Source organism: Micrococcus sp. MS-ASIII-49, from assembly GCF_000946635.1.
GTDB classification, from domain to species: Bacteria; Actinomycetota; Actinomycetes; order Actinomycetales; family Micrococcaceae; genus Micrococcus; species Micrococcus luteus.
On record NZ_JXSP01000089.1, the window covers coordinates 18,163 to 32,950 of the forward strand.

The following is a 14,788-nucleotide window of genomic DNA, read 5'->3' on the forward strand; positions in this document are numbered from 1 at the left end:
CCCCCCGGCGCTCAGGAGAGCAGGTCCAGTGAGAGGGCCATCGCGGCCACGCCCAGCAGCACGCCGCCCAGCGCCGCGGCGCGGCCCCCGGCCGCCCGGGCGGCGGGCAGCAGCGCGTCGAGGCTCACGGTCACCATCACGCCCGCCACGGCCGCGAAGACGGCGGCCAGGAGCGCGGGTGTGAGGAACGGGGCCAGCAGCAGCCAGCCGATCAGCGCGCCCAGCGGCTCCGCGATCCCCGTGAACGCGGCCCACGCGAAGGCCTTGCGCCGCGATCCGGTGGCCTGCCGCACGGGCACGGCTACGGCCACGCCCTCGGGAACGTTGTGCACGGCCATCGCGACGGCCAGCGCGAGGCCCACCGACGGATCCTGCAGGGTGCCGGCGAAGGTGACGAAGCCCTCCGGCAGATTGTGCAGGCCGATCGCCAGGGCCGTCACCGTGCCCAGGCGTAGCATCCGCCGCCGGTCCAGGCCGGCCGGGTCGTCGACGTCGCCCGGCATCTCCGAGACGGGGTCGGGGACGGCGCGCTCGAGCAGCACGTAGGAGCCTGCGCCGAGGATCAGGGCGGCCACCGCGACGGCGGTCGCCGCGGGGCCGACCGCCCCGCCCAGCCCCTCGACGGCGGCCGGCAGCATCTCCAGGAAGGAGACCGCGAGCATGACGCCCGCGGCGAGGCCGAGGGCGGCCCCCAGCCCGCGGCCCGAGGGCGCGCGTCCGACGATCGCCAGGACGCCGCCCAGCACCGTGGCCAGCCCGGCGAACGTCGTGAGAGCGAGCGCGGTCCAGAACGGGTCCACGGGGGAGGGCCTCCTGACGGGCGGCGGGCGGGGTGCGACCATCCTAGGGACTACAGGAGGAGACCATGACCGAAACCGCCACCGGCCCCGGATTCGCCCTGCCCCGGGGCGTCGAGCCGGGCCGCGCCGTCGTCGTGGGCGCCGGACCCAACGGCCTGACCGCCGCCGCCCTGCTGGCCCGCGAGGGCTGGGAGGTGGACGTGTTCGAGCGGGCCCCGGTGCCCGGCGGCGCGTGCGCGTCCGCGCCGGTGCTGGGGGAGGGGACCGTGGTGGACCTCGGGGCGGCGGGCCATCCGTTCGGCGTCGCCAGCCCCGTGTTCCGGGAGCTGGGGCTGACGGACCACGGGCTCGCCTGGCTGCACCCGGCCGTGCCGATGGGACATCCGCTGCCGGACGGGCCGGCCGCCCTCCTGCACCGGGACCTCGAGGCCACCGCCGTGGGTCTCGGCGTCGACGCGCGGGCCTGGCGGGCCGTGCACGGGGCCCTGGTCGACCACGTCGACGAGATCCTGGCGGGCGCGCTCGGCCCGGTGTTGCGACCCCCGCCCCATCCGGTGGCGATGGCCCGCTTCGGCCTGCGCGCCCCGTGGCCGGCCGATCTGCTGGGCCGGGCGATGTTCCGCACGGCGGCCGCTTGCGCCCTGTTCACGGGCTCGGCGGCCCACGCGATCCTGCCCTCGAGCCGGCCCCTGACGGCGGCGTTCGGTGCGCTCTTCGGCGCGCTCGGGATGAGCTCGGGCTGGCCGGTGGCGCGCGGCGGGTCGGGGGCGATCGTCGAGTCGCTCGTGGCGGTGCTGCGGGCGCACGGCGGGCGGCTGCACCTGGGCCACGAGGTCACGGACCTGCGCGCGCTGCCCGCCGCGGACGCCGTCGTGCTGGACCTGACCCCGCGCCAGGTGCTGCGCGTCGCCGGCACGGGCCTGCCGCCGCGCTACGCCGCGGCCCTGCGCCGGTGGCGCCCCGGGCCGTCCGTGTCCAAGGTCGACTTCCTGCTCGACGGGCCGATCCCGTGGCGCGACGCCCGGCTCGCGGGCGCGGGGACGGTGCATCTGGGCGGGACCGCCGCCGAGATCCGGCGGGCCGAGGACGACGTCGCGGCCGGCCGGATGCCGGCGCGGCCCTTCGTCATGCTCTGTCAGCAGCAGGCGGCGGACCCCACACGGGCCACCGGGCCCGCCCGGGGGCACACGGTCGTCTGGTCCTACGCCCATGTGCCCCACGGCCACCCCGGCGACGTCCGTCCGCTGATCGAGGCGGAGGTGGAGCGGCACGCACCCGGCTTCCGGGACCGGATCCAGGCCGCGGTCGCGATGCGCCCGGCCGACCTGGAGGTGTGGAACCCGAACCTCGTGGGCGGCGACATCGCGGGGGGATCGCTCGCGGGAGCGCGCGCGCTCCTGCGCCCCACTGCGTCGCCCCGGCCGCACCGGGCGGGCCGGGCCGGGCTGTATCTGGCCTCCGCCTCCACCCCGCCGGGCGCCGGCGTCCATGGCATGGGCGGGGCGTGGGCCGTGCGGACTCTGTTGGCGGACCGTCGTCGCTGACCGCGCCGCCGCCCGGGCGGAGCGGCGCCGTGCCGGGGTCTGCCGGGGTGTCGGCGACCGCTGTGCGCCACGGCTGAGACTGATCCGGATCCGGACTTTCGCGAATCGGAATGTGCCCGCTACAGTGTGGTTCATCTCACGGAACGTCCCGTCTCGGCGGAACGGCCCGGGGGTCGTCTCGCACCATCGGATCCCCACAGGGATGCGGGCGCGCGACGTCCTTGCACCTCTCATGAACGGAAGCACCTTCCATGAAGTACACGAAGCTCTCCGCTGCCGCGGCCCTGGCCGCCGGCTCGGCCCTCATCCTCTCCGCGTGCGCCCCGGGCGGCGGCAACGCAGGCGAATCCAGCAACGGCTCCGGCGCCAGCCAGGGCGGCGACTCGGGCGCCGGCAACGTCATCGAAGGGGACAAGGGCCAGAAGCTCACCGCCGAGGCCTCCGGGCCGGAGATGGCCGACCTGGGCGACGTCAAGACCCAGGACGGCTCCATCGCCTACTCGGTGGGCGCCGACGACTTCCTGTCCTACAACGGCCTGCAGTCGAACACGTACACCACGTACAACTCGGCCGTCGCGGACCGCATGTTCTCGTCCTTCTGGTACTTCGGCACCGACGGCTCGATCATCCCGAACGAGGACTTCGGCACGTACGAGAAGACCTCGGACGACCCGCTGACCGTGAAGTACACCATCAGCGACGACGCCAAGTGGTCCGACGGCACCCCCGTCACCGCCGGCGACTTCATCGTGCACTGGGCCGCGAACAACGACACGGTCAAGGCCGAGGGTTCCGAGACCCCGCTGTTCGACTCGATCTCCTTCGAGCAGGGCAAGTACATCCCGGAGGCGCCCGAGGGCGAGGCCGACGGCAAGGAGTTCACCGTCACCTACCCGGAGCCCTACGCGGACTGGGAGATCCTCATCAGCACCGCGCTGCCGGCGCACATCGTCGCCAAGGAGGCGGGCATGAGCTTCGAGGAGCTCGTCACCGCTGCGAAGGAGAAGGACGTCGAGGCGCTCACCCCGGCGGCCGAGTTCTGGAACGACGGCTGGGACTTCAGCCCCGGCGAGCTGCCGGACGCCTCGCTGGTGCCCTCCATGGGCCCCTACAAGTTCAAGGACGGCGGCTGGCAGGCCGGCCAGTCCATCACTCTCGAGGCCAACCCTGAGTACTGGGGCACCCCGCCGGCCACCAAGGAGCTCGTCCTCCGCTTCGCCGACCCGAAGACCCACGTGCAGGCCCTGCAGAACGGCGACCTCGACGTCATCGAGCCGCAGGCCACCGTGGACACCCTCCAGCAGCTCGAGGGCCTCGGCGAGGACGTCAACGTCCAGACCGGTGACCAGCTGACCTGGGAGCACGTGGACTACAACCGCGGCGAGGGCTCCGTCTTCGCGGACTCCCCGGAGCTGCGCGAGGCCTTCGCCCTCTGCCTGCCCCGCCAGCAGATCGTGGACAACCTGATCAAGCCGATCTATGCGGACGCCCAGGTCATGAACCTGCGCGAGGTCTTCCCCTTCCAGGACAAGTACCAGGAGGTCGTGGACGAGGCCTACCCGAAGGAGATGGACGAGCCGAACATCGAGAAGGCGAAGGAGCTCGTCGAGAAGTCGGGCGTCTCCACGCCCACGGTCCGCCTCGGCTACCAGGCGGGCAACCAGCGTCGCACCGAGACCGTCGCGCTCATCAAGAGCTCCTGCGACCAGGCCGGCTTCGACGTGCAGGACGCCAACTCGCCGGTGTTCTTCAAGGAGGTCATGCCGGCCGGTGACTACGACGCCGCCCTCTACGCCTGGGCCGGCTCGGGCCAGAAGGCCTCCGGCGCGAACATCTACCAGTCGGACGGCGCTCAGAACCAGCAGAGCTACAACAACCCCGAGGTGGACGCGGCCTGGGACAAGCTCGCCACCTCGCTGGACGAGAACGAGCAGCTCGAGCAGGTCAAGACCATCGAGAAGCTGCTCTGGGAGGACTTCCAGGCCATCCCGCTGTACGCTCACCCGGGTCTGGTCGGCCACAAGGCCGACGTCGCCAACGTGCGCGACACCGCCGCCCAGTCGGGTGCGCTGTGGAACGTGGAGCAGTGGGTCCGCGTCCAGGAGTGACGCCCCGCTGACCTCTGACCCGGCGGTCCGCCTCCCGCGGACCGCCGGCGTCGGGATCGAGGACAGAGCCCGGCCGGGCACCGGCCGGGCTCTGGCCGTGAACCGCGGCGAACCCGCACCCCTCCCTTTCCCTTGCACTCGCACGGAAGGTCACCCCCTGTTGTGCTGAAATTCATCCTCAAGCGCCTCGGCAGCTCCCTCCTGGTGCTGTTCGGCGCGTCGATCCTGCTCTTCTTCCTCGTGGCCCACTCGGGTGACCCCCTCCAGGACCTGCGAGAGTCACAGAACCCCAACCGCGAGACCCTCATCGCCGCCCGCACCGAATTCATGGGGCTGGACCAGCCCTGGTACGCCCGGTACTGGGACTGGCTCCAGGGCATCGGCGGCTGCGTCACCGGTCAGTGCGACCTCGGCCTCAGCCGGAACGGTCAGTCCGTCGGTGACCTGCTGAGCAACGCCGCGGCCTCCACGCTGCGCCTCGTGGTGCTCGCGACCGTCCTGGCGATCATCATCGGCATCGCGATCGGCATCGTCACCGCGATCCGCCAGTACTCCGGCCTCGACTACGTGGTCACGTTCCTGATCTTCCTCTTCTTCTCGCTGCCCGTGTTCTGGGCGGCCGTGCTCCTGAAGGAGTACATGGGGATCCGGTTCAACGACTGGATCCGCAGCCCCGAGCTGAACTGGCCCCTCCTCATCGGGGTCGCCGTCCTCGCGGGCCTGGTCCTGCAGGCCGTCATGGCGGGCGACCTCAAGCGGCGCGCCTTCACGTTCGGCGCCACCGCCGCGTTCATCCTGCTCGCCGGCTGGGTGCTGTTCGCCGTCGACTTCTGGCGGCATCCGCAGATGGGCCCGGTCGTGCAGCTGGTCATCGGCCTGGCCGCCGCCGTCGGCGCCACCGCGGTGATCTCCGGTCTGCGCAACCGATCGGTCCTCAAGGCCGCCCTGGTCACGGCCGCGATCGGCCTCGTCTCCTACTACGCCACCTACAGCCTGCTGTGGCGGACGCCGTCCGCGCTGCTGCTGGCCGGCCTCGGCGTCATCCTCGTGCTGGTGGCCATCCTGGTGGGCCGCCTGCTCGGCGGCTTCTCCAAGGGCTCGGCCGTGTCCGCCTCGCTGGTGACCGCCCTGATCATGGGCGTGGCGATCGTGGCGGAGCACCTGATGAACTACTGGCCGACCTTCCTGAAGGTCAAGCCGCGCCCGATCTCCACGATCGGCTCGGGCACCCCGAACCTGGACGCCCACTTCTGGGTGGTGTTCCTGGACCGCGGTGCGCAGCTGCTGCTGCCCACCATCCTGCTGACCATCATCTCGGTGGCCACGTACTCGCGGTATACGCGCTCCTCCATGCTCGAGGTCTCGCGCCAGGACTACATCCGCACCGCGCGCGCCAAGGGCCTGCCGGAGCGCCAGGTGATCCTGAAGCATGCGTTCCGCAACTCCCTGATCCCCATCACCACGATCATGGCCTTCGACTTCGCCGGCCTGATCGGCGGCGCCGTGATCACGGAGCAGGTGTTCGGCTGGAAGGGGATGGGCGAGCTGTTCGCCACCGGCCTGCGCGACGTGGACCCCATGCCCGTGATGGCGTTCTTCCTCGTGACGGGCACCGCCGCCGTGCTGATGAACCTCGTGGCGGACGTGCTCTACGCCGTCCTCGACCCCCGGATTCGAGTGTGAGCCAGATGACCACCAACAACTCCTCGACGACGGGCGCGCAGCTCGACGAGAAGCAGATCTTCGACCTCGCGGAGGCGGAGGACGCCAAGCTCCGCGCCAAGGCCGGGAAGTCCTACTCCCAGGGTGCCCTGGTCCGCAAGCGGTTCTTCCGCCACAAGGCGGCGATGATCTCCCTGATCGTGCTGGTCTTCATCACGCTGATGGCGTTCTCCTCCATCGGCTTCGCCGGCATCCCCGGCTGGTGGGACAAGTCCTACACGGCCGCGGCGTCCGTGGTGAACGGCGGTCGCCCGACGCTCTCGGTCGTGCCGCAGGCCTTCGGGGGCGAGGGCATCCGCTGGGGCGAGCATCCCTTCGGCCAGGACACCACGGGCAAGGACTACTTCGCCCTCGTGATGCGCGGGACCCAGCAGTCCATGATCATCGCGGCCATCGTGGGCCTGCTCTCCACCGTGATCGGCGCGGTCGTCGGCGCCGTGTCCGGCTACTTCGGCGGCTGGGTCGACTCCGTGCTGATGCGCCTGACCGACCTGATCATCGTCATCCCGCTGCTCGTGCTCGCCGCGGTGCTCGGCCAGATGGCCAGCGGCATGAAGATGGGCATCCTCCCGCTCGCGGTGGTGCTCGGCCTCGTGTCCTGGACGTCCCTGGCCCGCCTCGTGCGCGGCGAGGTCCTGTCCCTGCGCGAGAAGGAGTTCGTGGCGGCCGCCGTCGCCATGGGCGCCAAGCCGGGCCGCCTGATCTTCAAGCACCTGCTGCCCAACACGATCGGCGTGATCGTCGTGAACGCGACGTTCGCCATCGCGGGCGCGGTGCTGCTGGAGACCTCGCTGTCCTTCCTCGGCTTCGGCGTGAAGGCGCCGGACTCGTCCCTGGGCCTGCTCATCTCCGACTATCAGAACGCGTTCACCACCCGTCCGTGGCTGTTCTGGTGGCCCGGCATGATCATCCTCGCGATCGCCCTGTCCGTGAACTTCCTCGGCGACGGCCTGCGCGACGCCTTCGACCCGCGCCAGGGCGCGGGCGCCCACCGCAGGCCCCGCTTCTTCGGCCGCCGCGCGGCCGCCACCGAGGCCGGTGCGACGACGGCGGGCGGTCTGGCCGCGGCCCCGACGGCCGGCCGGATCGAGGCCCCCGCGGAGGAGGCCGGCGGATCCGCACGGATCTCCGACGCGGACGAGGACGGTCAGCGATGAGCGCGAACGACAAGAAAGGCCGATCCATGTTCGGCAAGAAGAACGAGAACGACGTGACCGCCGGCGGGCAGGGCTCGCACGCGGCGTCGTCGGCCGACCTCGAGGCGCGCGGCGCCGCCGTGCCCGGCTCCTCCGGCGACGGCGGCGTGCCTCCGGGCCCCGCGACGAGCGCGATGGGCGTCGTGGCCCGCCACGACGACCTGGGCGGCGAGCCGGTGCTCGCCTTCCGCGACGTGGACGTGAAGTTCGCGACCGAGTTCGGCGAGGTGCACGCGGTCAAGGGCGTGACGTTCGACGTCAAGCCCGGCGAGGTCGTCGCCCTCGTGGGCGAGTCCGGCTCCGGCAAGTCCGTCACGAGCGCCACCGCCATGGGCCTGCTCCCGGGCAATGCGGACATCACCGGCTCCGTGCAGCTGGCCGGCCGCGACGTGCTCACCATGACCCCGGGGCAGCTGCGCGACATCCGCGGCGACGAGGTGGCGATGGTGTTCCAGGAGCCCATGACGGCCCTGAACCCCGTCCTCACCGTGGGCGACCAGCTCACGGAGGCCCTCGAACTGCACGGCATCGCCTACGGCACCGAGGCGGACAAGCGCGCCGTCGAGCTGCTCACCATGGTGGGCATCCCCGACGCCGCCACCCGGCTCAAGCAGTACCCCCACCAGTTCTCGGGCGGCCAGCGCCAGCGCATCGTCATCGCGATGGCGATCAGCTGCTCGCCGAAGGTGATCATCGCGGACGAGCCCACCACGGCGCTCGACGTGACGGTCCAGGCCGAGATCCTGGAGCTGCTGCGCTCCCTGAAGAACAAGATGAACACCGGCATCCTGCTCATCACGCACAACATGGGCGTGGTGGCGGACATGGCGGACCGGGTGTGCGTGATGCTCCACGGCGAGCTCGTGGAGCAGGGCTCGGTGCACCAGGTGCTCCAGCACGCCCGGCACCCGTACACCCAGAAGCTGCTCTCGGCGGTGCCGCGCCTCGGCGAGCCCCTCGAGGTGGCAGAGCCGGAGCCGGTCACGGCCACGCAGACGCAGGCCCGGTACGCGATCGAGGCGGAGAACCTCCACCTCGAGTACGACCACCGCGGCAAGAAGAACCGCGTGGTCCACGACGTCAGCTTCCAGGTGGCCCCGGGCGAGATCCTGGGCCTGGTGGGCGAGTCCGGCTCGGGCAAGTCCACCATCGCCAAGTCGGTCCTCGGCCTGCTCACCATCGCGGAGGGCTCGCTGCGCATCCAGGGCCACGACCTGGCGACGATGCCCAAGGCCGAGCAGCGCGCCCTGCGCAAGAACATCGGCGTGGTCTTCCAGGACCCGGCGGCCTCGCTGGACCCGCGGTTCCCGATCGGCGACATCATCACCGAGCCGATGGTCGTGCACAAGGTGGGGGACCGGCGCTCGCGCCTGGCCCGCGCCGAGGAGCTGCTGGACGCGGTGCGTCTGCCGCGCTCCGTGGTGAACCGGTACCCGCACGAGCTCTCCGGCGGTCAGCGCCAGCGCATCTCGATCGCCCGCGCCCTGACCCTGGACCCCCAGGTGCTCATCGCGGACGAGCCGACCTCGGCCCTGGACGTGTCCGTCCAGGCCGCCGTGCTGGACATGTTCGCGGAGCTGCAGCAGCGCTACGAGTTCGCGTGCCTGTTCGTGTCCCACGACCTCGCGGTGGTGGACATGCTGGCCCACAAGGTGCTCGTCCTCAAGGACGGCCGCCAGGTGGAGCAGGGCCCCACGGAGGAGGTGCTCCACCGTCCGAAGGAGGAGTACACCCGTCGCCTCCTGGCGGCGGCGCCCGTGCCGGACCCGGACCAGCAGGCGGAGCGTCGCCAGGAGCGCCGCGAGTTCCTCGCCTCCCTCGGCGAGGGCGTCTACTGACCGCGCGGGTCGGCGGCGGGCGCGTCCCGCCGCCGACCCCGGGCCCACCGGCCCGCCTGTCCACGGCGGCCCCTGCGCGTACAATCGCACGGGGGCCGCCGTCGTCGTGTGCCTCCACCCCTTTGATGTCGAACCGGACAGGACGCCCATGACCTCGACCGAAACCCGCCGCTCCGATCTGCGCAACGTGGCCATCGTGGCCCACGTGGACCATGGCAAGACCACGATGGTGGACGCCATGCTGCGCCAGACCGGTGCCTTCAACACGCACGGCGACGTCGCCGAGCGGGTCATGGACTCCGGGGACCTGGAGAAGGAGAAGGGGATCACGATCCTCGCCAAGAACACCACGGTGTTCTACTCCGGCCCGTCCGCCCCCGAGGGCGAGACCGTCACCATCAACGTGATCGACACCCCCGGCCACGCCGACTTCGGCGGCGAGGTGGAGCGCGGCCTGTCCATGGTGGACGGCGTCGTGCTGCTCGTGGACTCCTCCGAGGGCCCGCTGCCCCAGACCCGCTTCGTGCTCCGCAAGGCCCTCGCGGCCAAGCTGCCCGTGATCCTCGTGGTCAACAAGACGGACCGCCCGGACGCGCGCATCGACGGGGTCGTCTCCGACTCCATGGACCTGCTGCTCGGCCTGGCCTCGGACCTGGCCGAGGAGGACCCGGACCTGGACCTCGACTCGGTGCTGGACGTCCCCGTCGTCTACGCCTCGGGCAAGGCCGGCCGCGCCTCCCTGACCCAGCCCGCCGACGGCGCCCTGCCGGAGGCCGAGGACCTCGAGGCCCTCTTCAACGTGATCATGGAGCACATCCCGGCCCCGTCCTACACCGAGGGCGAGGTCCTCCAGGCGCACGTCACCAACCTGGACGCCTCCCCGTTCCTCGGCCGCCTCGCGCTGCTGCGCATCTTCAACGGCACCCTTCGCAAGGGCCAGCAGGTCGCGTGGGCCCGCCAGGACGGCGCCCTGAAGACCGTGAAGATCACCGAGCTGCTGGCCACCAAGGGCCTCGGGCGCGTGCCCGCGGAGGAGGCCGGCCCGGGCGAGATCGTCGCCGTCGCCGGCATCGAGGACATCATGATCGGCGAGACCCTCACCGACGCGGAGAACCCGAAGCCGCTGCCGCTGATCACGGTGGACGACCCGGCCATATCCATGACCGTGGGCATCAACACCTCCCCGCTGGCCGGCCGCGTCAAGGGCGCCAAGGTCACGGCCCGCCAGGTGAAGGACCGCCTGGACAAGGAGCTGATCGGCAACGTCTCGCTCAAGGTGCTCCCCACCGAGCGCCCGGATGCGTGGGAGGTGCAGGGCCGCGGCGAGCTCGCCCTGGCCATCCTCGTGGAGCAGATGCGCCGCGAGGGCTTCGAGCTCACCGTGGGCAAGCCGCAGGTGGTCACCCGGACCGTGGACGGCAAGGTCCACGAGCCGATGGAGCGCATGACCATCGACATCCCCGAGGAGTTCATGGGCGCGGTCACGCAGCTCATGGCCGCCCGCAAGGGCCGCATGCAGGAGATGTCCAACCACGGCACGGGCTGGATCCGCATGGAGTTCCTGGTCCCGGCCCGCGGCCTGATCGGCTTCCGCACCCGCTTCCTCACCGAGACCCGCGGCGCGGGCATCGCCTCCTCCTACGCGGCCGGCTACGAGCCGTGGACCGGTGAGATCGAGTACCGCACCAACGGCTCCCTCGTGGCCGACCGCGCGGGCTCCGCCACGCCGTTCGCCATGATCAACCTGCAGGAGCGCGGCACCTTCTTCGTGCAGCCCGGCGCCGAGGTGTACGAGGGCATGATCGTGGGCGAGAACGCCCGCGCGGACGACATGGACGTGAACATCACCAAGGAGAAGAAGCTCACCAACATGCGTGCGGCCTCCTCCGAGTCGTTCGAGGGCCTGACGCCCCCGCGCCGACTCACCCTCGAGGAGTCCCTCGAGTTCGCCCGCGAGGACGAGTGCGTGGAGATCACCCCCGAGGACATCCGCATCCGCAAGGTCGTCCTGGACGCCAACGAGCGCCTGAAGGCCGCGCGCGCCCGCGCCCGTGCCTGATCACCCCCGCCGCCGCGCCCGGCCCGCCGACGTGGTGGGCGGGGCGCTGCTCGGCGTCGTCGCCGGCGCGCTCGGCACCGCCGTCCATCTGAACCTGGCCTCCCTGCCGGGCGGCTGGACCCTGCCCTGGGGGGCGGTGCTGGCGCTCGTGCTCGTCGGCTCGACGCAGCGCTGGTGGATGGTCCGACGCGCGGGCCGCGGCGGGCGCGCCCTGCCGGCGGGGGCCGCGGTCGTCGCCGGCGCGTTCACCGCCGTCCTGGCCCTGCAGCGCCTGCCGGTGGACGACGCCCTGGGGGTGTCCTGGACGGCCGGCCTGTGGGCGGCGGCGCCGGGCGCCGTCGTCGCCTCTGTGGCCTGGAACGTCGGCCAGCCGGCGCTCGGCCTGGTCCTGCTGGCCGTGGGCCGGCGGCTGGACCGCCGACCCGCAGGGGCCGCCGACGGCGCCACGCGCCCCCGCCGGGCGACTGTGACCGCCCGCGAAACGCGTCCGGGGGAGCGAGTACCCTGGACCGCAGCCCCGCAACCCCGTGCCCAGAGAGAGGTGGACGGTCAGCCATGACCTACGTGATCGCGTTGCCGTGTGTGGACGTCAAGGACAAGGCGTGCATCGACGAATGCCCCGTGGACTGCATCTACGAGGGTGAGCGCATGCTCTACATCCACCCGGACGAGTGCGTCGACTGCGGTGCGTGCGAGCCGGTGTGCCCCGTCGAGGCCATCTACTACGAGGACGACACCCCGGACGAGTGGGCCGAGTACTACAAGGCCAACGTCGAGTTCTTCGACGACCTGGGCTCCCCGGGCGGCGCCGCCAAGCTGGGCATGATCGCCAAGGACCACCCGATCATCTCCGCCCTGCCCCTGCAGAACGCCGACGCCTGAGCCCCATGCTGACGCTGCCGGACTACCCGTGGGACACGCTCACCCCCTACCGCGAGCGTGCCGCCGCCCACCCGGACGGTGTCGCGGACCTGTCCATCGGCACGCCCGTGGATCCGACGCCGGCGCTGATCCGCCGGGCCCTGACCGAGGCCGCCGACGCGCACGGCTACCCGACGACGCACGGCACGGACGCCCTGCGCCGCGCGGTCGTCGACTGGTACGCCCGGCGCCGCGGGGTGTCCGGGCTGGACCCGGCGGCCGTGGTGCCCACGGTCGGGTCCAAGGAGTTCATCGCGTGGCTGCCCACGCTGCTCGGGCTGGGTGCAGGCGACGTCGTCGTCCACCCCGAGGCCGCCTACCCCACCTATGCGGTGGGCGCGCTGCTGGCCGGGGCGGAGGCCGTGGCCGCGGACGACCTCGACGCGCTGGCGCCCGAGGTGCGTGAGCGGGTGCGCCTCGTGTGGACCAACTCGCCGGCCAACCCCACCGGTGCCGTGCTGGACGCCGCGGCGCTGCGCCGCACGGTCGACGCCGCCCGTGGCGTGGGCGCCGTGGTGTGCGGGGACGAGTGCTACGCCGAGCTCGGCTGGGACGCGTGGGACGGGGCCGTCGTGCCCTGCATCCTGTCCGACGAGGTCTCCGGCGGCGACCTGACGGGCCTGCTGAGCGTCTACTCGCTGTCCAAGCAGTCCAACCTCGCCGGCTACCGCGCCGCGTTCGCCGCGGGGGATCCGCAGCTCGTGGCGACCCTGGTCAACACCCGCAAGCACGCGGGCATGATCGTGCCGGCCCCGGTGCAGCATGCGATGGCCGTGGCCCTGGCCGACGACGCGCACGTCGCGGAGCAGAAGGACCGCTACCGTCGCCGTCGGGACGCGCTGCGCACGGCGCTGGAGGCCTCCGGCCACACGGTGGACCACTCCGAGGCGGGGCTGTACCTGTGGACCCGGCGGGCGGACCTGGACCCGGCCGACGCCACGGCGCAGGACTCGTGGGACCTGCTGGGCGAACTGGCGGACCTGGGCATCATCGCCGGGCCCGGCGTATTCTACGGTGCCGGCGGCGACGGCTACGTCCGCGTGGCGATCACCGCCACGGACGAGGCGGTCGCCCGGGCCGCGGCGAGACTCACCGCCCGCGGGCCGCGGACCGGCTGAGCCGGGGTCGGGGGCCGTCGTCGGGGGAAGCGACCGCGCGTCCCGGGCCGGTCCTTGATAGTTTGGAGCAGAGTCGTCCCCGTGTGGGCGCGCCCACACGGACGCGCGAACCCGGGCCATCGAGAAGAGAAGACGAGGGAGCACACCCGTGACCCATCACGAGTCCGTCCGGCTGACCGTCGGCGAGCAGAGCCTGGACCTGGGCGTCGAGCACGCCACAGAGGGCAACAACGGCATCAACATCGCCCCGCTCCTGAAGGAGACCGGCGACGTGACCTACGACCCGGGCTTCATGAACACGGCGAACGCCAAGTCGGCCGTCACGTTCATCGACGGCGACCAGGGCATCCTGCGCTACCGCGGCTACGCCATCGAGGACCTCGCCGAGCACTCCTCCTTCATGGAGGTGGCCTACCTGCTCATCTACGGCGAGCTGCCCGAGTCCAAGGAGACCCTGGAGGCCTGGGAGACCAACATCCTGCGCCACAACATGGTGCACGAGGACCTCAAGCTGTTCTTCAACGGCTTCCCGCGGGACGCGCACCCCATGCCGGTGCTGTCCTCCTCCGTGTCCGGGCTGTCCACGTTCTACCCGGACTCCCTGGACCCGCACGATCCGGAGCAGGTCCACATCTCCACCGTGCGTCTGCTGGGCAAGCTGCCGGTGCTGGCCTCCTACGCGTTCAAGAAGTCGCTGGGCCAGCCGTTCATGTACCCGCACAACTCGCTGAACTACGTGGAGAACTTCCTCCGCCTGTGCTTCGGCGTGCCGGCCGAGGAATACGACATCGACCCGGACGTGGTCAAGGCCCTCGACCTGCTGCTCATGCTGCACGCCGACCACGAGCAGAACGCCTCCACCTCCACGGTGCGCCTGGTCGGCTCCACCCAGGCCAACCTGTTCGCCTCGGTGTCCGCCGGCATCAACGCCCTCTACGGCCCGCTGCACGGCGGCGCCAACGAGGCCGTGCTGAACATGCTCCGGAAGATCAAGTCGGAGGGCATCACGCCCGAGGACTTCATGGAGAAGGTGAAGAACAAGGAGGACGGCGTCCGCCTGATGGGCTTCGGCCACCGCGTGTACAAGAACTACGACCCGCGGGCCAAGATCATCAAGAAGACCGCCGAGGACATCCTGGGCAAGATGGGCGGCAACGACGAGCTGCTGGAGATCGCCCAGCGCCTCGAGGAGAAGGCCCTCGCCGACGACTACTTCGTGGAGCGCAAGCTCTACCCGAACGTCGACTTCTACACCGGCGTGATCTACAAGGCCATGGGCTTCCCGGAGAAGATGTTCACCGTCCTCTTCGCCCTGGGCCGCCTGCCCGGCTGGATCGCCCAGTGGCGCGAGCTCATGGAGGACCCGGCCACCAAGATCGGCCGCCCGCGCCAGATCTACGTGGGCGAGCAGCTGCGCCAGTACCCGCAGCGCTGACCCGGGGGCGCTGACCCTGCGTTGGGGGGCGGTTTCGGGTGGTATTC

11 protein-coding genes are annotated in these 14,788 nt (G+C 71.6%); 10 read left to right on the forward strand and 1 reads right to left on the reverse strand.

The genetic code is table 11. The annotated features are described in order from the left end of the window. Positions 1-11: 11 nt before the first annotated feature. Entirely contained in the window at positions 12-800 is a 789-nt protein-coding gene (zupT, locus tag SJ20_RS06755; RefSeq protein ID WP_044659390.1) for a zinc transporter ZupT, read from the reverse strand. 65 nt (positions 801-865) lie between these two features. On the opposite strand from zupT, the gene SJ20_RS06760 reads away from it, so the two are divergent. The 10 genes from SJ20_RS06760 to SJ20_RS06805 all read left to right on the forward strand — a co-directional run bounded on the left by SJ20_RS06760 (position 866) and on the right by SJ20_RS06805 (position 14,741). Further along, positions 866-2,344 carry an NAD(P)/FAD-dependent oxidoreductase gene (locus SJ20_RS06760; RefSeq protein ID WP_044659391.1) on the forward strand — a complete coding sequence of 493 codons (1,479 nt, stop codon included), beginning with the start codon at positions 866-868 and terminating at the stop codon, positions 2,342-2,344. Between the two features lie 251 nt (positions 2,345-2,595). After that, positions 2,596-4,452 carry an ABC transporter family substrate-binding protein gene (locus SJ20_RS06765; protein ID WP_044659392.1) on the forward strand — a complete coding sequence of 619 codons (1,857 nt, stop codon included), beginning with the start codon at positions 2,596-2,598 and terminating at the stop codon, positions 4,450-4,452. A gap of 162 nt (positions 4,453-4,614) precedes the next feature. Then, positions 4,615-6,135, forward strand: a complete 1,521-nt coding sequence (locus tag SJ20_RS06770) for an ABC transporter permease (protein WP_044659393.1) — start codon at positions 4,615-4,617, stop codon at positions 6,133-6,135. Positions 6,136-6,140: 5 nt separating this feature from the next. After that, on the forward strand, positions 6,141-7,331 hold the full coding sequence (locus tag SJ20_RS06775; RefSeq protein WP_044659397.1) for an ABC transporter permease: 1,191 nt from the start codon (positions 6,141-6,143) through the stop codon (positions 7,329-7,331). Next, positions 7,328-9,208 carry an ABC transporter ATP-binding protein gene (locus SJ20_RS06780; RefSeq protein WP_052833441.1) on the forward strand — a complete coding sequence of 627 codons (1,881 nt, stop codon included), beginning with the start codon at positions 7,328-7,330 and terminating at the stop codon, positions 9,206-9,208. The genes SJ20_RS06775 and SJ20_RS06780 overlap by 4 nt, the downstream gene beginning before the upstream one ends. Before the next feature lie 148 nt (positions 9,209-9,356). After that, a complete protein-coding gene (gene typA / locus SJ20_RS06785) occupies positions 9,357-11,267 on the forward strand; it encodes a translational GTPase TypA (RefSeq protein ID WP_044659394.1) in 1,911 nt (636 codons plus the stop codon). Continuing rightward, positions 11,260-11,826 (forward strand): hypothetical protein, encoded by a 567-nt coding sequence (locus SJ20_RS06790; protein WP_044659395.1) that lies wholly within the window; start codon positions 11,260-11,262, stop codon positions 11,824-11,826. Before typA ends, SJ20_RS06790 begins: the two co-directional genes overlap by 8 nt. Next, positions 11,823-12,149 carry a ferredoxin gene (gene fdxA, locus SJ20_RS06795; RefSeq protein WP_002855160.1) on the forward strand — a complete coding sequence of 109 codons (327 nt, stop codon included), beginning with the start codon at positions 11,823-11,825 and terminating at the stop codon, positions 12,147-12,149. Before SJ20_RS06790 ends, fdxA begins: the two co-directional genes overlap by 4 nt. Before the next feature lie 5 nt (positions 12,150-12,154). Further along, the gene (dapC, locus tag SJ20_RS06800; RefSeq protein ID WP_044659396.1) at positions 12,155-13,306 is read left to right on the forward strand and encodes a succinyldiaminopimelate transaminase; all 1,152 of its coding nucleotides are present in this window, start codon (positions 12,155-12,157) and stop codon (positions 13,304-13,306) included. A 148-nt stretch (positions 13,307-13,454) separates the two neighbouring features. Further along, the gene (locus SJ20_RS06805; RefSeq protein ID WP_073117070.1) at positions 13,455-14,741 is read left to right on the forward strand and encodes a citrate synthase; all 1,287 of its coding nucleotides are present in this window, start codon (positions 13,455-13,457) and stop codon (positions 14,739-14,741) included. The last annotated feature ends 47 nt before the right edge of the window (positions 14,742-14,788 follow it).

Bases quoted from the DNA above. Each gene is read 5' to 3' on its own strand.
- SJ20_RS06760 (WP_044659391.1), top strand. From the start codon at position 866: ATGACCGAAACCGCCACCGGCCCCGGATTCGCCCTGCCCCGGGGCGTC.
- SJ20_RS06765 (WP_044659392.1), top strand. From the start codon at position 2,596: ATGAAGTACACGAAGCTCTCCGCTGCCGCGGCCCTGGCCGCCGGCTCG.
- SJ20_RS06775 (WP_044659397.1), top strand. From the start codon at position 6,141: ATGACCACCAACAACTCCTCGACGACGGGCGCGCAGCTCGACGAGAAG.
- SJ20_RS06780 (WP_052833441.1), top strand. From the start codon at position 7,328: ATGAGCGCGAACGACAAGAAAGGCCGATCCATGTTCGGCAAGAAGAAC.
- typA (WP_044659394.1), top strand. From the start codon at position 9,357: ATGACCTCGACCGAAACCCGCCGCTCCGATCTGCGCAACGTGGCCATC.
- fdxA (WP_002855160.1), top strand. From the start codon at position 11,823: ATGACCTACGTGATCGCGTTGCCGTGTGTGGACGTCAAGGACAAGGCG.
- dapC (WP_044659396.1), top strand. From the start codon at position 12,155: ATGCTGACGCTGCCGGACTACCCGTGGGACACGCTCACCCCCTACCGC.